Source organism: Streptomyces anulatus, from assembly GCF_014650675.1.
GTDB lineage: Bacteria > Actinomycetota > Actinomycetes > Streptomycetales > Streptomycetaceae > Streptomyces > Streptomyces anulatus.
On the sequence record NZ_BMVK01000001.1, the window covers coordinates 830333 to 848211 of the forward strand.

The window sequence follows — 17879 nt, forward strand, 5'->3', positions numbered from 1 at the left end:
TGCGATGACGTGTGACCGGATGGGACTTGCCGAAGTGCTGGCGGCGGCGGAGAACGCGGCCCCGGTGGACTCGATCGATGTCGTGGCGCGCAATCTGCGCACACGGTTCGGTGCGCGGTACGTGTCGTTCCTGTTCGTCGACGTGGTCGGCAGCCGTCTGCTGCGGGTCAACGACACGGTCGGCGTCTCCGAGGAGCACCGGACCGAGAGAGTCCCCCTGGCCGGCAGCGGCATCTACGACAAGGTTCTGCGCGCCCAGAAACCGGTGCTGACGGAGGAGGACGGGCTTGGGCAGCGCGTGCTCGCGCCGGTCACCAACCGCGGTGACACCATCGGTGTGCTGGAGCTGTTCCTCGACGTCGTGACCGAGAGCGTGCTGGAGCAGGTCGAGGAGGCCGCGCACGCACTGGCGTACATCATCGTCACCGACCGTCGCTTCACCGACCTCTACCACTGGGGAAACCGCACCACGACGGTCAGCCTGGCGGCGGAGATCCAGCGGCAGCTCCTCCCCTCGGCCCCCTCCTGCGAGGCGGCAGAATTCGCCCTCGCCGGAGCCCTGGTCCCGGCCTCCGACATCGCCGGGGACACCTACGACTACAGCCTCGACCACGACACCCTGCACCTGTCCGTCACCGACGCCATGGGCCACGACGTCGACGCCTCCCTCACCGCCACCCTGGTCGTGAACGCCTCCCGCGGCGCCCGCCGCGCCGGGTCGGACCTCGCCGAACAGGCCCGCCACATGCATCAGGCCCTCCTCGACCACGGGCGCCACGCCTACGCCACGGGCCAGTTGCTCCGCATCGCCCTTGACGGAAGCGGCGCCCAACTGGTCAACGCCGGCCACCCCGGGCCGCTCCGGCTGCGCGAGGGCACGGTCGAGGAACTGGGCCTGGCCGTCAACATGCCCTTCGGCTTCCCCCCGCAGGGCGCCTATCAGGTACAGGACATCGATCTGCGCCCCGGTGACCGCCTTGTGCTGTTCACCGACGGAATGCAGGAACGCGAGGCGGAGAAGGTCGACCTGCCAGGTCTCCTGTTGAGAACCGCGGCCGAGCACCCGCGCGAGGTCGTCCGCACCTTGGTCACCGCGGTGGCCGACGCCTATGGCGGCCGACCGCCGAAGGACGACGCCACCGCCCTGTGCCTGGACTGGCACGGCCCTCACAGCGAGCTCCGCCGGTCGGACATCTGAGCCCGAACGCTCCTCAGGCGAGGCGGGAGGCCCCCCACGCCGCCTCGATCATCCGGAAGATCTCGTCCACCGCGCCCTGCGGATCGTCTGCCTCGCGGGCCAGCGCGTAGGCGTCGATCGCGAACCTCGCGATGGTCCGGCAGGCCGTCGACGACTCCGGTACGCCGAGGTCGGCGGCGATGGCGGCGGCCAGCGACTCCGCGTGGCGCAGCCGCATCGACTCCTCGTGCTCCCGCAGGGACGGCGACGACTCGATCATGTTCCGCACCGGGGCGGCCCCGGGCGCCGCGCAGTGGCGCACCAGGGCGTGGATCTCGCGGCGCAGCACGGGGATCAGCGGCTCGTCCGCCGCCCGGCCGGCCACCGCCCGGACGAGTCCCTGCTCGAAGCCCTGATCCTGCTCGAAGACCAGCGCTTCCTTGGAGGCGAAGTGGGAGAAGAGCGTGGTGACGGCCACGTCCGCCTCGGCCGCCACGTCACGGATGCCCACGGCGTCGTACCCGCGCTCCAGGAAGAGCCGCAGAGCGGTGTCGGCGATCTTCTGGCGGGTCGCGGCCTTCTTGCGCTCGCGACGCCCGGGGAGCTCGGTCATGCGCTGACACTAGCAAATACAAAAACGTAACCGATGCGAAAAGCTAACGGTTAGTGCTACGTTCGGCGTATGAAGAAAGTGAGCTTCGCCGCGTTCGGCGGCCCGGATGTCCTCCACCTCATGGATGCCGATGAGCCCCACGCGGGCCCCGGCCGGATACGCGTCCGCGTACGCGCCGCAGGGGTGAACCCCGTCGACTGGCGCATCCGCGAAGGCCAGGTCCTAGGAGCCCATCCGGTCGAACTGCCGTCAGGAGTCGGCCTCGACGCCGCGGGAGTGGTGGACGAGGTGGGCGAGGGCGTCGAGGGGGTGGCGGTCGGCGACCACGTGTTCGGCGAGGGCTCCGACACGTACGCGGAGTTCGCCGTGCTGTCGGCATGGGCCCGGATGCCCGAGGGCCTGACGTTCGAGGAGGCGGCCGGCTACCCGTCCGTGGTGGAGACCGCGCTGCGCGTCCTGCGCGAGGTCGGGGTCCGTCCCGGTCAGACGCTGCTGGTCAACGGCGCGTCCGGCGGGGTCGGTTCGGCGGTGCTGCAGATCGCCCGCGACCGGGGCATCACGGTCATCGGCACGGCGGGCTCCGCCAACCAGGACTACCTGCGCGGCCTGGGCGCGCTCGCCACGACGTACGGCGATGGCTGGGTCGAGCGCGTGCGACTGCTCGGCCGCGTCGACGCCGCGCTCGACCTGGCGGGCTCGGGCGTGCTCGGCGAACTGGTCGAACTGACCGGTGACCCACGGAAGGTGGTCACCATCGCGGACCTGGACGCACCGGAGTTCGGCGTCCGCTTCTCCGGCGTGGCGGGGAGCGTGCCGGACGCGCTGGCCGAGGCGGCGGCACTGATCTCACGCGGCAGGCTGCACATCCCGGTGGAGAAGGCCTACTCGCTCGCCGCGGCGGCCGCCGCGCACATCGACAGCCGGGCGGGGCATACGCGGGGCCGCCGGGTGGTGATCGTCTGACCACGAGGCGGGTCACGGTCCGTAGGGTGCGCCGGGCACGGCGGCAGGCGCGGGGACAGGGGATGGACATGCTCGACTACGACGACGAGGCCCGGCACTACGACGCGTCCCGGGGTGGTGAACCGAGGGCCAGGGCGGCGGCGGACGCGGTGGAACGGCTCCTGCCGCAAGGGCCTTGCGCCGTCCTGGACATCGCCTGCGGCACAGGCATCGTGACCGAACGGCTGCCGCGGCCGGGGCGGACGGTGGTGGGCGTCGACCGCTCGCCCGGGATGCTGAGCCTCGCCGCGCGACGGGTGCCGGGAGGCGTCGTGCGGGGCGACGCCACGAGGCTGCCCTTCGCGTCGGACGCGGTGGACGCCGTCGTGATCGTCTGGCTGCTGCATCTGCTGCCGGACCCCGTGCCCGTGCTGGCCGAGGCGGCCCGGGTGCTGCGGCCCGGCGGGGTGCTGATCACCACCGTCGACAAGAACGACGCGCACTTCGCCGAGGACAGCGACATCGCCGAGGCCACGGCGGACCTGCGCCACCAGTACGCACCCCAGGTGCCCGACCGGTCCGCCCGGCTGCTCCGTTGGGCGGCGGAACAGGAACTGGGGACAGCCGGCCAGACCTGGTTCCCCGGCACGGGACAGGGCCGCAGCCCTCGCGGGTGGCGCGAGGTGATCGAGGTGGGCCGCATCTCCTGGTGCACACACGCGCCCCGGGACCAGGTGGTCGACGTGTGCCGGCGGCTCGCCGCACTGCCGGACCAGGACACGCCCCGCCCGGACCCGCTGTACCGCCTCGTCGCCTTGCAGGCATGACGCCCTTGCAGACATGACGCCACGACGGCAGTCGGCAGCAAGTGGCCGAAGCCCCGCGACGCGGGTGACGAGGCATGGGAGACTCGACCATGCCTGTGACCAACCCGTGGCTGGCCGGCGCGTCACCCAAGAAGCGGCTCGATCGCGAGCGCCTGGAAGAACGCATACTCAACCTGCTCTCGACGCAGAACATGTGTGTACTCGCGACGGCGGGACCGGAAGGGCCCCTCGCGACACCGGTGCGGTACTTCCCCCTCGACTTCGCGGTGATGTTCAGTACGGCGCCCGGTTCCCCGAAGATGAGGAATCTCGCCGCCGACCCCCGTGTGTCGGTGGGAATCTTCGCCCCGCTGGTCGGACAGGCCAGCAGCCGGGGAGCCCAGCTCTTCGGGCGGGCTCGCGTTCTGTCCGAGGACGACCCCGCCTTCGAGCACTACTGGCCGGCGTTCCGCTGGCAGTCCGACCATGTCGAGCGGTCACGTTCTCTCGACGAACCCCAGTCGGGCCCTCTCGTCGTGATCGACGCCGAGCGGATCGTCTATACGGAGCACTGGCTGCGGCGCGAAGGCTTCGCGCCGCGCCAGTTCTGGACCAAGTCCGTCCAGTAGCACGGCACTTCTCCCCAGGAGATACATCAGAAGACGGACAGCCCGGTGAGCGTGGTGAAGCGGGCGAGGGCCGACACGCCCGCCACCGAGTTGCCGCGCCGGTCGAGACCCGGGCTCCATACGCACAGGGTGCACTCCCCGGGCACGATCGCGATGATGCCCCCGCCGACGCCGCTCTTGCCCGGCAGCCCCACCCGGTAGGCGAACTCTCCGGCCGCGTCGTACGTCCCGCAGGTGAGCATGACCGCGTTGACCTGCTTCGCCTGGCTGCGGGTCAGCAGCGCGGAACCGTCGGCCCGGACGCCGTGCCGGGCCAGAAACCCCGCGGAGAGGGCCAGGTCCGCGCAGGACGCCTCGATCGAGCACTGGCGGAAGTAGGCGGCGAGCAGCTCGGGGACCGGGAGCGTGATGTTGCCGTAGGAGGCCATGAAGTGGGCCAGCGCGGCGTTGCGGTCGCCGAAGGCCGCTTCGGAGGCGGCGACCTCCGGTACGAAGTCGATGGCGGCGTTGCCGCTCTCCGAGCGCAGCAGCTCCCGCACCTGGCCGGCGGCGTCCCCGGTCAGCGCCTGGAGCCGGTCGGTCACCACGAGGGCCCCGGCGTTGATGAACGGGTTGCGGGGGATGCCGTTCTCGTACTCCAACTGCACCAGGGAGTTGAACGGGTTGCCCGAAGGCTCCCGGCCGACTCCCCGCCATATCTGCTCGCCGTCCAGGGAGAGCGCCAGCGCCAGGGCGAACACCTTGGACAGGGACTGCGTCGAGAACGGCTGCCGCCAGTCGCCGACGCCGTAGACGGTTCCGTCCGGCTCCGCGACGGCCATGCCGAAGCGGCGGGGGTCGGCGCCGGCGAGCATCGGAATGTAGTCGGCGGGGGTGCCGTGGTCGGGGAGTGCGGCCATCTCCTCGGCGATCCGGCTGAGGACGGCGCTGAAGCGGTGCGAGCCGGCACGTGGGGCGGCGCTGTTCGCCCGAGGGGCGGCGGAGGGGTGGGACACGGCGGTTCCTGACGGAGAGAGGAGCGAGGAGGCCCGGCGGGCGGAGCCGAAGCGGGGCCGCCCACAGTCTGACCCCGTACCCGCCTCAGGCCGAACGCGCCCCTTCGAGAGGCCGGGGGACGGCGGCGGTGAACCGCAGCCTCCGCCGGGCCCACCCGAGCAGGAGCAGTACGACGATCATGAGCACGCCGTTGGCGCCGTACTTGACCACGGGTGACGTGTCACCGAGCGGCTCGACGACGAAGGACAGGGCGGCGTTGACCACCAGGGCCGCACCGCACACGGCGAGGACGTGCGCGGGCCCCCAGTCCGGGCGCCCGGACCACCACAGGAGCGCACCGCCCGCCAGGACCAGCGCCGCGACATTCAGCGCGACCCCGCCCCAGCCCGGCGACGACAACTGGTGCGCGCCCATGAGCACCACGGCCCCGCAGCCGACCGCCCACGCCGGCGGCACCCTGCCGCCGGAGCCCCGACCGCCCTCGTCGCGGCCTTCGCCGCCTCGGCCGTCGGCCCCTCGGCGGGGGAACCTCCGCGGTATCGCGAAGGCCGCCACGGCCAGTGCGAGGGCGAACAACCCGACGGTGCCGAACTGTGCGGGCGTCGCCAGGAATTGCTTGCTGTGCTCCTTGAAGATGACCAGCGCGCCCAGCCCGTAAAGGACGATCATCACGGTGATCCCGACCCGTCCCAGCCACGGCCGGTCCGCGATGCGCGGGACACAGGACTCCACGACGCCGATCGGTGCGCAGAAACTCCAGATGACGTGGCCGCCGACGAAGCCCACCACGTGCTTCACGCTGACCCCGAGTCCGGCGACGAAGGTGGGCAACCGGTCGTCGTCCCAGGACGCCTCGTCGACGAAGTCCGGGTTGAACAGGCTCTGGTCGATCACACCTGCCTGGATCAGTCCGAACGCCGCGCTCAGCAGCAGCATCGTCGGCCACCCGCGCCCGGTCCGCCGGGCGACCTCACGGATCAGTACGGCGACCGTGCCGTACAGCGGACCGAGCACCAGCAACCCGGTCAGCATGTCCAGCGGGTTGCTGATGATCTGGTCGTAGCCGATCAGGTACTCGGCACAGATCGGCGACAGGAGCAGCAGCCCGACAGCCGCTCCGATCCGGGTACGCGCCGGTAGGGGCGCCGGTATAGGTGCCGTTATAGGTGCCGTTATGGGCGCCTGGTGAGACGTCATCGGTGTTCCTTCAGTGAGGAGAGCACGAATAAAATCATAAACCGAGCGCTCGGTCTATCATTGAGTGAGGCACCATGACTGGACACCAGGGCATGGCGGCACACCGGAGAGGAGACGACGGCATGAGGACGGTCGACCCGGCCAAGCACCGAGCCCGGCGGCAGCACATCGTGGACGCGGCGGCGCAGTTGTTCGCCACGAAGGGCTTCGAGCGCACCACTACGGCGGAGATCTGCAGGGCCGCCGGGATGAGTGCGGGCAACCTGTTCCACTACTTCGCCAACAAGCGGGCGATCTTCCTCGCCGTCTTCGAGGACGAGGACAGCGACAAGGCCGAACGGATGGCGGCGGCGGAGGTCGCCGACGACCCGTGGAACGCGCTGCTGGAGGTCATCGACCTGCTCGCGGCCCCGGCGCTGGAGCCGCTGGCCCCTCCCCTGGTGATGGAGGCCATGGTCCAGGCGTACCGGGACCCGGAGGTCGAGGCGGCACTGAGCCGCGACACCGCCGACGAGCAGAAGACGGTTGCCGTCCTCCTCCGCAGGGCCGCGGCGGCCGGCCGGATCGATCCGGAGCTGGACCCCGACGCCACGGCTTCCTGGGTCGTGACCCTGATCGCCTCGCTCTACACAGGTGCCGCCACCGACCCGGCGTTCAAGCCCGCCGAGCAACTCCCCACCCTGCGGCTGATCCTGACCCGCTACCTCCGCGGCGAAGCGCGCTGAAGGTTGTTGCAGAACGCCTGCGACAGGGCGTTCTGCAACAACCTTCAGGGCCAGTGAGGAATCGCGCCGCTCCCCGTGTTCCTGAAGGGCCGCCGCCGTTCTCCGCGCCCCCGGCTTGGGCTACTCCGTGCGCAGGCCGTCCGGGCGCATCAGGCGGAGTAGCGGGGGGACGCTGAGAGCTGTCACGGCCAGGACCGCTGCTGCGCCGATGCCTGTCATGGCCAGCACGCTCGCCCAGTCCACCCTGATCGCGGTGTCCGTCATCCTCAAAAGGACGCCGCCCAGGGTGAGGCCCACGATCAGGGCCAGGGCCAGGCCCAGGGCGACCGGGATCGCGGTCTGCCAGAGCACCGACAGGCTCAGTGTGCGGCGCCGGGTGCCGAAGGCGACCAGCGCCGACAGCAGTTTCCTCCGCTCGCGCAGTTGCTCCAGCTGGGAGACCAGCAGGCTCGCCCCGATCAGTGCGAGGACGCAAGCCGCGCCGACGAACAGTCCGGTGCGAATGATGTCGTAGTTTTGCGACCGTTCGTTCGGCGCGTACATCGTGGGGATCGCGAGGGGGTGGATCTCCGCGACGGCGTTGCGCACCATCTCGAGCCCCTCCGGGACCGACGGGTCGAGTCTGGCGTGGATAATTCCGCTGATGTCGGAGGCGACCGCGGTGGGCAGCGCCTTGGTGGTCATCAGGAAGCCGTTCCGCTCCCAGCCCGTCGGGTCCTTGTACGGGACGGCCTTCTTGATGTCCCGCGGTACCGTCCATGGTGCCTCGGTACGCTCCCCGGAGTCCTCGAAGGTCGGGTTGACGAAGAGTTTCCGGCCGGGTTCGGCGAGCTCCACGGTCTCCTCGTCGGGCCAGGAGCCGTGGAGGGTGAACGCGTCTCCCTCGCGACATGAGGGCAGTTTCGCCACCTCGCGCAGGGCGGCGCAGTCGCCGACGGTGAGTCCCACGGACGACTCGGGGTTCTTCCGGCTCACACCGAGCAAGGTGGTGGACACCGCGACGGTGCGGCGCACGCCAGGGGTGTCGGCGAGCTTGCGCTGTGCGTCCGCGAGAGAGACGGGAGCCGGTAGGGAGACTTCCACCTGGACGCGCGAGGCGTCCTGGCCGGTGGGCTCCGTGTAGTCGCTCTGGACGCCGGAGAACAGCATCTGCAGAGCGATGGCTCCGGCGACCGCCACCGCGATGCCGTTGACCATGCGGGCCGCGGTGCCGCTGCTCAGCTGGAGCCTGCGCACGGCCAGTTGCCAGGAGACCGGGCCCGAGTTCAGGCGGGCCACGACGTTCTCCACGACCCACGGCAGCAGCGCGGTGACACCGACGAGGAGCAGGATGACACCGCCGGCGACCATGTACTCGTTGAATGTGCCGTTGCCGCTGCCCTGGCCGATCATCGGGGCGAGCAGGCCGAGACCGCCCAGGGGCAGCAGCAGCCGCCACCACAGCCGGCGTCGCGCCGGCTTGGCCGTGCGCACCACGCCGAGCGGCTCGATGACCACTCCGCGCAGGGCCAGCAGCGTCACCGCGACCGCGGCCGCCGGGACCGCGACGGCGATCAGGACGGCGAGCGCGGGCGCCGGGTCGAGGTAGCTCGGGAAGACGCTGACCCCGAAGAGCTCGACGGTGCCGGCGATCTGGCGACCGATCAGGAAGAATCCGATACCGAAGGCCAGCCCGAGGAAAGCGCCGCCGAGTGCCTCGCCCGCGGCGATCCGGCGGGTCATCCGACTGTCGGCGCCGACAAGTCTGAGCGCGGCGAGCCTGCGGTCGCGCCGCTCGCCGCCGACGCGCACGCCCGCGGCGATGAAGACGCCGACCGGCATCAGCAGCACCACGAAGACGAGGAGGACGAGCAGGAGAAGGACCGGGTCCGTCTCCCCGGAGGCCCCCTTCGTCGCCTGGAAGGTGTCGATGCGCGAGATGGCGGAATCGTCGGCGAACTCGGCCAGGCTCCGGCCGCCCGTGTAGTAGGCGAGTTCGCCCGAGCCGATCAGACCGCTCTCACCGATGCTGCCGGTGATGCGGTAAGGGATCCGTTCGCGCAGCAGTCCGGCGTCCTTGGAGTCCAGCAGGTCCTTCAGCGCGGGGGACACGAACATCTCGCCGGGCGCGGGGAACTTGTTGATCCCGGGCGGCAGCGGTGCCCGCGGACCCTCGGGCTCCAGCTGGCGGCCGCGTACTTCCAGGTCGCGAAACTCGGTGTCGACGTGCGCGACAAGCACCGTGTTGTCGGACTTGGCCGGCTCGGCGTCGCCTATCGCAAAGTCCATGCGCGCGTACTCGCGGTCCTCCCGCGCCTGCATCGCGTTCGGGATGGCGGTGGTGAGCAGCAGTAGCGCCACCCCGAGCCCCACGCCGACACCGGTGAGCAGGGCACGTATCCAGCCCTCGCGGCCGCCGGTGAACGCGAACTTGAGGCCCATGGCCAGGTCTCCGGGCCACTGCCGGAGCTTGGATGCCTTGTCACCGGGATCTTCTCCGGCGTACAACTCCGAGGAATTCTCGGGCGGGGCGGCCGTGGGCGATGGAGGGATACTCATACGACGCGCTCCAGGTCCCGGGACTTCCCGTCCCGCACGACGATCTCGCGGTCGGAGCACGCGGCCACCCGGGTCTCGTGCGTGACGAGGACGACGGCCGCGCGGGTGGACCGGGCGGCGTCCGTGAGCAGTTCCATCACGCGCTCGCCGTTGAGCGAGTCGAGGGCGCCGGTGGGCTCGTCCGCGAACAGCACCCGCGGGCCGGTGACCAGGGAGCGGGCCACGGCGACGCGCTGTCCCTGACCTCCGGAGACCTCGCCGGGCCGCTTGCCCGCCAGGTCGTCGACCTCCAGGCGCTCCATCCAGGCCAGGGCAGTGCCCTCGGCCTCCTTGCGCCGGACGCCGTTCAGCCGCAGCGGCAGGGCCACGTTCTCGACACAGGTCAACTCGGGCACCAACTGGCCGAATTGGAAGACGAACCCGAACTCCGAGCGCCGCAGCGCGCTGCGCTGGGAGTCGTTCATGGCCGCCATCTCCCGGCCGCCGTAGGTGATCGAGCCCGAGTCGGGCGTCACGATGCCGGCGAGGCAGTGCAGGAGGGTCGACTTGCCGGAGCCCGAGGGGCCCATCACGGCGACGACCTCGCCCGGGTGGATGGAGAAGCCGGCGCCGTCGAGGGCGTTGGTGGGGCCGTACGCCTTGCGCAGGTCGTGGGCCACGAGCAGGGAGCCTGCGGGGGTCATCGGGGCACCGCCTCGGCGAGTTTGCCGGTGCGCGCAGCGGAGAGTTCGAGCCACCGCTGGACGTCGGTGACTCCCGCCTCGGTGATCGCGTACCGCTTGCGTTCGGGGCCTTCGCCCGCCTCTATCCCGTCGACCTCCACCAGGCCGTTCTTCAGCAGCCGGGACATCGTCGAATAGACCTGGCCGTAGTGGAGCGGCCGGTCGTGCCCGAACTTCTCGTCGAAGGCCCGCTTCAGGTCGTAACCGTGTCGGGGGCCGGACTCCAGGAGCCCTGGGAGGGTGTGACCGATGGACATACGGAGCACTCTACACCGCGCGTATACACATCGCGTATACGCACGGTGTAGAGCGTCTTCCTGACGGACTGACAGGGGCAGTGAGCGGGGCCTTACCAGGGGGTGTCCGCAATGTCGGTGGGGAGCCAGAGTCGCAGGCAGGCGCGGATCTTGCGGAACGAGTAGCCCTTGTCGCCGGCCACCCGTTCGGTCCGGGTGCGGGACCGGCCGGGGCCGTCCCGCTTGACGGCGATGCGGGCCATGACCGGCTCGAACTGCGTGCAGTCGTTGACGTTCCCGCCCGTGATCGTGAAGGCGAGCGGCCGGCCCTGCCCGTCGCAGGCGAGGGGGCCGACCTGCGGCGAAACCGTTCGTAGGCCGTCTTCCACGGTCCGTACCGTTCCGGCAGGTCCCGCCAGGCGGCACCCGTGGACAGCTTCCGCAGGATCCCGTTGAGGACCTGACGCCGGTGCGGACACGCCCTGGTGGCTGGCCCCGGCGACAGGCTTTGCCAAACGGTCAACCCCTTGTTTTCCCTGGTCGGTTAGGTTTCAGGGCATCCAATGATCTTTATGTGCGGGCCCGTTTCGGCATCACCGACCGGGTCCGCGGGGAGGGGCGTGCCATGAGTGCGGTCGACCTTGCGGAGACGGCTGCCGGTCTGCCGGAGGCGTGGAGCTCGCGCGTGCTGGGCATGGTGGGGGCGGCCTGCGTGAAAGTGCTGCGCATGGACGAGCTGCCGGTCGCGGAAGAGAGTCATGGGGACGCCGAGGCTCTGCTCGTCCTCGACGGCCGGCTGGAGCTGGAGGTGGACGGCGTGCCGGTGTCGGTGGGGGCGGGCGAGTTGTTCCTGGTGCCGGCGGGGACTGCGCACGCGGTACGCCCCGGGAGCCGGGGCACGTTGGTGATCGTGGAATGGTCGGTTCCTGTGGATGACGGCCTTGAGCGATCAGGTGGTGGTCACTGATCCGCGAGGAGGCCGGGCAGTCTGCGCATGTCGTCGAAGACGACGGTGCCGGGTCCTTCGAGGCGGTCCACGGGAGTCATTCCCCCGTCGTAGGCGAATGCGCGCATGCCTGCGGCTCGGGCTGCTTGGAGACCGTACTGGCTGTCCTCGACCACGGCGCATGCCTCGGGCGCGACCCCCATCTGTCGCGCGGCGTGGAGGAACAGATCCGGAGCCGGTTTGCCGTGCTCGACCTCGGTGGCGCTGAAGATGCGTCCTTCGAAGCGCGGGTAGAGGCCGGTGATCCCCAGGGTGAAGCGCATCTTGTCGTGGCTCCCGCTGGATGCCACGCAGGTGGGGAGGTGCGTGAGCGCATCGAGGGCGTCGACGATGCCCTGGACGGGGGCGAGTTCAGCGGCGAGCGCATCGTGGTAGAGGGGCTTGAACTCTTCCTCCCAGTCGGCCGGGAGGCTGCGCCCGAGGTGCTCCTCCACCTGCCGCGTCATCGACTGGCTGGAGCGGCCCATGAACCGGTCGATGATCTCGGCCTCGGTGAGTTCCCATCCCAACTCGGCCAGGACGAATGCGTCCACGCGCACCGCGATGCGTTCGCTGTCGACCAGCACGCCGTCGCAGTCGAATATGACGAGTTCGATCGGTTGGATCATGCCCGCAGGATAGACGTGCCGTCCCCGTCACGCGGCAGCACAGCTTGGCCGACCACCGCGACCGCTGCTACGTTCCCGGGAGCCGTGCTGGAGAACGAGGAGGTGGTACCCGTGAACGCTGTATCGACATGGGTGCTCCCCTCCGGGGTCACGGTCGGGCGGTAGGTCGTCCGGGAGCGCCGTTCATGAGCCTCCCGAAAGGCACGACCATGCATTTCACTTCTGAACAGCGTCTCGACGGCGGTGTCCTCGAACGCGCATTCAGCTTCGGCGACATCCCCGGCATCCTGTGGACGCCCGCGTCCGCACCCACGCCGACGCCGCTGATCCTGATCGGCCACCCCCCGCTCGGGCTGCGCAGGATGTACCCCCGGCTGGCGGGGCGGGCCCGTCACTACGCGGCGGAGTACGGCTTCGCCTCGGCCACCATCGAGCTCCCCGGGAGCGGTGAACGGCCCCGTTGGGCCGCCGCCGAGCAGGCCCGCGCCGACCTGCGCCGGGCGATGGAGGCGGGCGGGCCGGTCGGCGACGAGATCGTCGACGCCCTCATCCTGCCGCTGGTCGACAAGGCGGTCCCGGAATGGCGGGCCGTCCTGGACGCGCTCCTGGCGCTGCCCGGGATCGGTGGACCGGTCGGGTACGAGGGTGGGGTGATCTCCATCGGCGTCCGCCTCGCGAGGGTGGAGCCGCGCATCGTGGCCGCCGGGCTCTTCGCCGGGAGTCTCGTGCCCGCGGCCATGTACGAGGAGGCCCGCCGGGTCACCATTCCGCTGCACGTCCTGCTCCAGTGGGACGACGAGGGGAACGACCGGCAGGCGGCCCTGGACCTCTTCGACGCCTTCGGATCCACGGAGAAGACCCTGCACGCCAACCTCGGCGGGCACACCGGCGTCCCGCAGTTCGAGCTGGACACCGGGGCCCGGTTCTTCGCCCGGCACCTGAACAGGACGGCACACCGGACGTAGGCTCCCCGCCTCGTCCGGGGGGTCTCCCCACCCCGCACGGGCCCGCTGGCCCGACCTCGGACAGGCCAGCTGACCGGATGGATCAGGTTCTCTTGATCGCGGAGGCTGAGCATGTCGAACATGCTCAGCCGATCGGAGAACCAGTGTTCCGCTTGAAGTCCTCACGCCGTACGGTGGCGCGCGCCGCAGCAGTCGTCCTGGCCGGAGCGGCCTGTGCCGCCACGATGACCGGGAGCGCTGAGGCGATCGTCAACGGCAAGGATTCCACGCAGCGTTATCCGTCCATGGTGTCGATCCCCGTGTCGGGTGCGGACGATCCCACGTTCAAGGGTGTCTGCGGGGGATCGTTGATCGACTCGCGATGGGTGCTCACGGCTGCCCACTGTGTGGACCCGGGGCTGGTCACCCTGGACGGCACCGTCCGGATCGGCAGCGAGTGGAAGGACTCCGGGGGCACGGTCCGGTCCGTGGCGAAAACGGTGTCCCACCCCGGCTACAGGAGCGGCGAGAACACCGGCCCCAACCGCAACGACGTCGCCCTGATCCGTCTCGACCGCCCGGTCGCCGAGAAGCCCATCCGCTTGGCCGACCGTCCGGGGCCGCCCGGCACCCCGACCCGGATCCTGGGCTTCGGCAGGACCGACGACGCACCCGACGCCCCGTGGGTCTTCCCCGACCGGCTCCAGGAACTCGACACCCGCCGGGGCGCGGTGACGGACTGCGCACCGGGCTACGCGGACCGCACCCGCCTGTGCACCATCAGCCGGACCCCCAAGGCCATGGCGTGCAACGGCGACTCGGGCGGCCCCCAGCTCCAGCGGGACCGGAAGGGGCGCTGGGAGCTCATAGGCGTCACCTCGGGCCCCGGCGCCCCGGGTGTGCCCTGCAGCGAGGGGCCGGGGCTCTACAGCAGCGCTCCCGCCTACGCGGGCTGGATCCGTGAGGCGACAGGTCGCCACGGCTGATCGGGGACGCCGACACGCTGGGTCGCCAAGGCGCGGAGACGATCACGTCGCCGTCACCGTCCGCCCGCGAAGTGGACGGTGGCGGCGACCGCGAGCAGCAGGAAGCCGGCCGGGAAGGCGATGTTGTGGAAGACGCGGGCGCGGACGTGGGCCAGGACCGCGCCGACAAAGAACGCGACCAGGCCGATGCCCGCCGCCAGCCCCAGCCAGGGGGCCCCGGACAGGCCGACGACCAGACCCACCGCACCGGCGAGCTTGAGGGTCGCCAGATGCGGCACCGCCCGGGGCGGAACGCGCACCTCCGCCGAGTTGGCCAGTACGAAAGGCGCACGCGCGTAGCTCGCGACCGCGTCGGACGCGTTCGCGACGGCGCAGATCACGGTGGCGATGAGCAGTACGGTGGTCATGTCCTCACCGGCTGTCGGCTCATGGGATGCTCAGCTCCTCGGGACTCGCGCGGGGAGGCGCGGGCTGGAAGGCGTACGGGAATGGGTTCAACCACCCGTCCTGACGTCCGCCCGCCCCGGAAGGTGACACCCATGCCGATCACGGTCGAGGAATTCGCGACCGCACGACCGCATCTCCTGTCGGTCGCCCACCGCATGCTGGGCTCGGCCCACGACGCCCAGGACGCCGTCCAGACCGCATGGGTACGGGCCGCCACCGCCCGGTCCTCGGCATCGATCGAGAACCCGTCGGCCTGGCTCACGACCGTCACCGCACGGGTCTGCCTGGACGAGCTGCGCGCCCGACGCCGTCGCAACGAAGCGCCGCTGCTCGCGGACGCCGTCCCGGCCGCGGACCTGGCCGCGGACGAGGCGGTCCTCCACACCGAGGACGTGTCCCGGGCGCTGATGGTCCTGCTGGACCGGCTGACCCCGCCCCAACGGGTCGCGTACGTCCTGCACGACCTGTTCTCCACCCCGTTCGACCGGGTCGCGGAGGTGTTGGGCGGGACCGTGCCCAGCGCCAAGCAGCACGCCAGCCGCGCACGCCGACGCCTCGCCCCGGCACGGCAGAGCGCGGAGGAGAGCGGCCGGGCGGACCAGCAGATCGTGGACGCCTTCATGGCGGCGGCCCGGACCGGGGACGCGCGCAGGATGATCCAGCTCCTCGCACCCGACAGCGTCCGTGACGCCGAGGCGGCGCTCCTGCCGCACGGCGGCCGCACCACCGTCACCGGCGCCTCCGACATCGCCGCCGAGACCGCCCGGTTCCGCGACCGCATCCGGGCGGCCTGCCGCCTCACCGTCAACGGCCGGCCGATGTACGTCATCGCCCCGGGCGGGCACCCCTTCGCCACGGTCGAGATCAGCACGGCGGGCGGACAGGTCACCCGCATCACGCTGCGGTCGGCACGGACCGAGGACCGGTTCGACGCACCGGGGCCCCCGAATACCCTCTGACACTCCGTCAGTCACCCCGGATTTCGCCCAAGTCGCCCGTGAGGTCGGACATCCAGGGTTCTGCCGATATCGGAACCAAAGCTTCCCTACGCTACCGAGCATGACCATCCCCACGGAGCCCATCGGCAGCCTTCCGCGTTCCTCCGCGCTCGGCCAAGCCCTCACCGCCCACGCAAGCGGCCAGTTAGACGACAGCGACCTCGCCAAGCGGCAGGAACAGGCCGTCGCCGACACCCTGGCGCAGTTGGAAGGGACGGGCAGCCCCGTCCTGGTCGACGGCGAACAGGGCAAACCCAGCTTCGCCACCTACCCGCTGGCCGGCCTGAGCACGCTGTCCCCGGACGGCGCCGTCATCCCGTTCGCCGACGGACACACCCGCCAACTCCCCTGCATCACCGAAGGCCCCTTCCGCTACCGAGTACGGGCCGAGACCTACTTGCGCGCCGCGCGGCAGCTCACCGACAAACCGGTGAAGCAGGCCGTCATCGCCCCGTCCGCCCTCAGCCTGCTGTACCCGGCGACACCCATCGACGGATACTCCCGCGAGGACTTCCTGCGTGATCTCGCCGACGAGGCGGAGGCCGACATCCGCGGGTGTCTGGACGCCGGCGCGCATGTCGTCCAACTCGACTTCACCGAAGGGAGGCTGTCACTGAAGCTCGACCCCAGTGGTTCCGTGCTGGACGACTTCATCGCCCTCAACAACGAGGTCCTGGGACGGTTCGGTCCCGAGGAACGCGCCCGTATCGGAGTCCACACCTGCCCCGGCGGCGACCAGGATTCCACCCACAGCCTCGACATCGACTACGCGGAACTGCTGCCCAAGCTCTTCCAGCTCAAGGCGGGAAACTTCTACCTCCAACTGGCCAGCGAGGCGGACCCCGAGCGGGTCCTGGCCGTCGTCCAGGAGCACCTGCCGCCGACCGCCCGGGTGTTCATCGGGGTGACCGACCCCATCGACCCTTCGGTCGAAACACCCGAGCAGGTACGTGACCGAGTGCTCCTGGCCGCGCAATACATCCCGGTGGACCGGCTGGGCACCTGCGACGACTGCGGCTTCGCCCCCTTCGCCGACGACGCCTCCACCTCACGCGACCTCGCTTTCGCCAAGATCGACGCACGGGTCAAGGGCACCGCCCTGGCTGCGGAGGCACTGGGTCTCTGACCCGACCCGCCCTGCCGCAACGCCACAATGCCCCACCGTGCCGCGCACGGTGGGGCATCCGGTTGCTCGGTTCCTCAGACGGCGTCGAACGTCCCGCCCCGCACGCCCGCGACGAACGCCGCGAAGGCGGTGACGGGGACGGCGACCACGGGCCCGTCCACGACCTTGGAGTCACGGACCGGGACGATGCCACGCGCGGCGGCGAGGTTGGCGGCGACCTCGATGCAGTTGCCGCCGTTCGAGCTGTACGAGGACTTGAACCAACGGGGGGATTCGGTCGTCACGGGGTGCCCTTTCGCAACTGGCTGATCTTGGCCACAGACGCCGCCTTCGACAGCGCTTCGCCCTGGAGTTGATGGTAGGACGTGAGCATCGGCAACACGGACGACGTTTCGCGCTCGACGTGCCCCTGCGCCTGTGATTCGGCATACGCGACGATGGAACGGTCCGCAAGGGTGAGCAGGTTGACCGGCAGGTTGAACGCCCTTCTCGCCCCCAGGCTGAACGGTGCCACCTGAATGATCCAGTTGGGCAGAGCGGCCATCTCCTGGAGCCGTTGCAGCTGAGCATCCATGATCTCCGGGCCGCCGACAGCTTGGTACAGGCAGCTCTCGTCCATGACGACGAACACCATGGGCGGTCGGGACCGGACGAGCGCCGATTGCCGCTCCGCAAGGAACGAGACCCGTTCGTTGGCCTGCGCGGGGGTGATGGACCCACGCAGGACATCGCCGTAGGCCACCGCCTGGGCATACTCCGGCGTCTGCAACAGCCCGGGGACGAGGCCGACCTCAAACAGTCTGATCTCCACCGCCCGGCCCTCGTACCCCACATACTCCGGGAAGCCCTCCAGCAGGTTGCCGTGCTTCATCTCCTGCCACTGGCGCTCGAACGACTCGCTCGAACCGATGAGATCAAATAACCGGTCCGTTTTCCTCGCGAACGGCAGAGTCGCCGGTTTGCGGCCAGTTTCGATCGCCGAGATGTGCCTGCCCGAGCAGCCGACCATGTCAGCTACCTGGTCCTGAATCCAGCCACGCTCCTCGCGCATCCTGCGCAGACGAGCACCGAAGGCCGCTTGCAGACTCGCCTCGGGGTTCAGTTCCTTGATGTTGACCAACGTGCCCTCCCAGATCCCCACGTTGAAGACGTCATGACCCTAGGTCACGCTGAATCGCCCCGG

General features: G+C 70.4%; 20 protein-coding genes and 2 pseudogenes. 10 read left to right on the forward strand and 12 right to left on the reverse strand.

Annotated features, from left to right (window positions below):
• Positions 1-4: 4 nt before the first annotated feature.
• The gene (locus IE272_RS03615; protein WP_190006232.1) at positions 5-1198 is read left to right on the forward strand and encodes a PP2C family protein-serine/threonine phosphatase; all 1194 of its coding nucleotides are present in this window, start codon (positions 5-7) and stop codon (positions 1196-1198) included.
• A gap of 13 nt (positions 1199-1211) precedes the next feature.
• On the opposite strand, the gene IE272_RS03620 is transcribed toward IE272_RS03615, so the two are convergent.
• Positions 1212-1790 (reverse strand): TetR/AcrR family transcriptional regulator, encoded by a 579-nt coding sequence (locus tag IE272_RS03620; RefSeq protein ID WP_190006233.1) that lies wholly within the window; start codon positions 1788-1790, stop codon positions 1212-1214.
• 69 nt (positions 1791-1859) lie between these two features.
• On the opposite strand from IE272_RS03620, the gene IE272_RS03625 reads away from it, so the two are divergent.
• From IE272_RS03625 to IE272_RS03635, 3 genes are all read left to right on the forward strand, one after another.
• A complete protein-coding gene (locus IE272_RS03625; protein WP_190006234.1) occupies positions 1860-2753 on the forward strand; it encodes an NADP-dependent oxidoreductase in 894 nt (297 codons plus the stop codon).
• Between the two features lie 68 nt (positions 2754-2821).
• Positions 2822-3559, forward strand: a complete 738-nt coding sequence (locus tag IE272_RS03630; protein ID WP_190006328.1) for a class I SAM-dependent methyltransferase — start codon at positions 2822-2824, stop codon at positions 3557-3559.
• 89 nt (positions 3560-3648) lie between these two features.
• A complete protein-coding gene (locus IE272_RS03635; RefSeq protein ID WP_190006235.1) occupies positions 3649-4167 on the forward strand; it encodes a pyridoxamine 5'-phosphate oxidase family protein in 519 nt (172 codons plus the stop codon).
• 26 nt (positions 4168-4193) lie between these two features.
• Here IE272_RS03635 and IE272_RS03640 read toward each other — a convergent pair whose 3' ends face one another.
• Complete coding sequence (locus tag IE272_RS03640) at positions 4194-5162, reverse strand: glutaminase (RefSeq protein WP_050360055.1); 969 nt, start codon at positions 5160-5162, stop codon at positions 4194-4196.
• Positions 5163-5247: 85 nt separating this feature from the next.
• Positions 5248-6360, reverse strand: a complete 1113-nt coding sequence (locus tag IE272_RS03645) for an AF_0692 family protein (protein ID WP_229897195.1) — start codon at positions 6358-6360, stop codon at positions 5248-5250.
• Positions 6361-6482: 122 nt separating this feature from the next.
• Here IE272_RS03645 and IE272_RS03650 point away from each other — a divergent pair, with 122 nt between their 5' ends.
• Positions 6483-7085 carry a TetR/AcrR family transcriptional regulator gene (locus IE272_RS03650; RefSeq protein WP_032791228.1) on the forward strand — a complete coding sequence of 201 codons (603 nt, stop codon included), beginning with the start codon at positions 6483-6485 and terminating at the stop codon, positions 7083-7085.
• A gap of 120 nt (positions 7086-7205) precedes the next feature.
• Here the strand turns inward: IE272_RS03650 and IE272_RS03655 are convergent, their stop codons facing one another.
• The 5 genes and pseudogenes from IE272_RS03655 to IE272_RS39265 form a co-directional block, all read right to left on the reverse strand.
• A complete protein-coding gene (locus tag IE272_RS03655) occupies positions 7206-9506 on the reverse strand; it encodes an ABC transporter permease (RefSeq protein ID WP_190006330.1) in 2301 nt (766 codons plus the stop codon).
• Between the two features lie 113 nt (positions 9507-9619).
• On the reverse strand, positions 9620-10306 hold the full coding sequence (locus tag IE272_RS03660; protein ID WP_190006236.1) for an ABC transporter ATP-binding protein: 687 nt from the start codon (positions 10304-10306) through the stop codon (positions 9620-9622).
• Positions 10307-10353: 47 nt separating this feature from the next.
• Positions 10354-10602: pseudogene (locus IE272_RS03665) on the reverse strand (PadR family transcriptional regulator); the annotation flags it as partial.
• A 92-nt stretch (positions 10603-10694) separates the two neighbouring features.
• The gene (locus tag IE272_RS03670; RefSeq protein WP_373304158.1) at positions 10695-10970 is read right to left on the reverse strand and encodes a transposase; all 276 of its coding nucleotides are present in this window, start codon (positions 10968-10970) and stop codon (positions 10695-10697) included.
• A pseudogene (locus tag IE272_RS39265) lies at positions 10943-11104 on the reverse strand (transposase); the annotation flags it as partial. The pseudogene IE272_RS39265 and the gene IE272_RS03670, both read right to left, overlap by 28 nt.
• Before the next feature lie 102 nt (positions 11105-11206).
• On the opposite strand from IE272_RS39265, the gene IE272_RS03675 reads away from it, so the two are divergent.
• Entirely contained in the window at positions 11207-11548 is a 342-nt protein-coding gene (locus tag IE272_RS03675; protein ID WP_190006237.1) for a cupin domain-containing protein, read from the forward strand.
• Here IE272_RS03675 and IE272_RS03680 read toward each other — a convergent pair.
• On the reverse strand, positions 11542-12195 hold the full coding sequence (locus IE272_RS03680; protein ID WP_098892687.1) for an HAD family hydrolase: 654 nt from the start codon (positions 12193-12195) through the stop codon (positions 11542-11544). The genes IE272_RS03675 and IE272_RS03680 overlap by 7 nt on opposite strands.
• A gap of 209 nt (positions 12196-12404) precedes the next feature.
• On the opposite strand from IE272_RS03680, the gene IE272_RS03685 reads away from it, so the two are divergent.
• Both IE272_RS03685 and IE272_RS03690 read left to right on the forward strand, forming a co-directional pair.
• Positions 12405-13160 (forward strand): hypothetical protein, encoded by a 756-nt coding sequence (locus tag IE272_RS03685; protein WP_050360059.1) that lies wholly within the window; start codon positions 12405-12407, stop codon positions 13158-13160.
• 77 nt (positions 13161-13237) lie between these two features.
• Positions 13238-14125 (forward strand): S1 family peptidase, encoded by an 888-nt coding sequence (locus IE272_RS03690; RefSeq protein WP_056706825.1) that lies wholly within the window; start codon positions 13238-13240, stop codon positions 14123-14125.
• Between the two features lie 53 nt (positions 14126-14178).
• On the opposite strand, the gene IE272_RS03695 is transcribed toward IE272_RS03690, so the two are convergent.
• Positions 14179-14532, reverse strand: a complete 354-nt coding sequence (locus tag IE272_RS03695) for a DoxX family protein (protein WP_050360062.1) — start codon at positions 14530-14532, stop codon at positions 14179-14181.
• Between the two features lie 132 nt (positions 14533-14664).
• Here IE272_RS03695 and IE272_RS03700 point away from each other — a divergent pair, with 132 nt between their 5' ends.
• Positions 14665-15531 carry a sigma-70 family RNA polymerase sigma factor gene (locus IE272_RS03700; protein WP_190006238.1) on the forward strand — a complete coding sequence of 289 codons (867 nt, stop codon included), beginning with the start codon at positions 14665-14667 and terminating at the stop codon, positions 15529-15531.
• Between the two features lie 100 nt (positions 15532-15631).
• A complete protein-coding gene (locus tag IE272_RS03705) occupies positions 15632-16696 on the forward strand; it encodes a cobalamin-independent methionine synthase II family protein (protein WP_190006239.1) in 1065 nt (354 codons plus the stop codon).
• Positions 16697-16770: 74 nt separating this feature from the next.
• Here IE272_RS03705 and IE272_RS03710 read toward each other — a convergent pair whose 3' ends face one another.
• The gene (locus IE272_RS03710) at positions 16771-16980 is read right to left on the reverse strand and encodes a DUF397 domain-containing protein (RefSeq protein ID WP_190006240.1); all 210 of its coding nucleotides are present in this window, start codon (positions 16978-16980) and stop codon (positions 16771-16773) included.
• Complete coding sequence (locus IE272_RS03715) at positions 16977-17816, reverse strand: helix-turn-helix domain-containing protein (RefSeq protein ID WP_190006241.1); 840 nt, start codon at positions 17814-17816, stop codon at positions 16977-16979. The genes IE272_RS03710 and IE272_RS03715 overlap by 4 nt, the downstream gene beginning before the upstream one ends.
• Positions 17817-17879 lie beyond the last annotated feature (63 nt).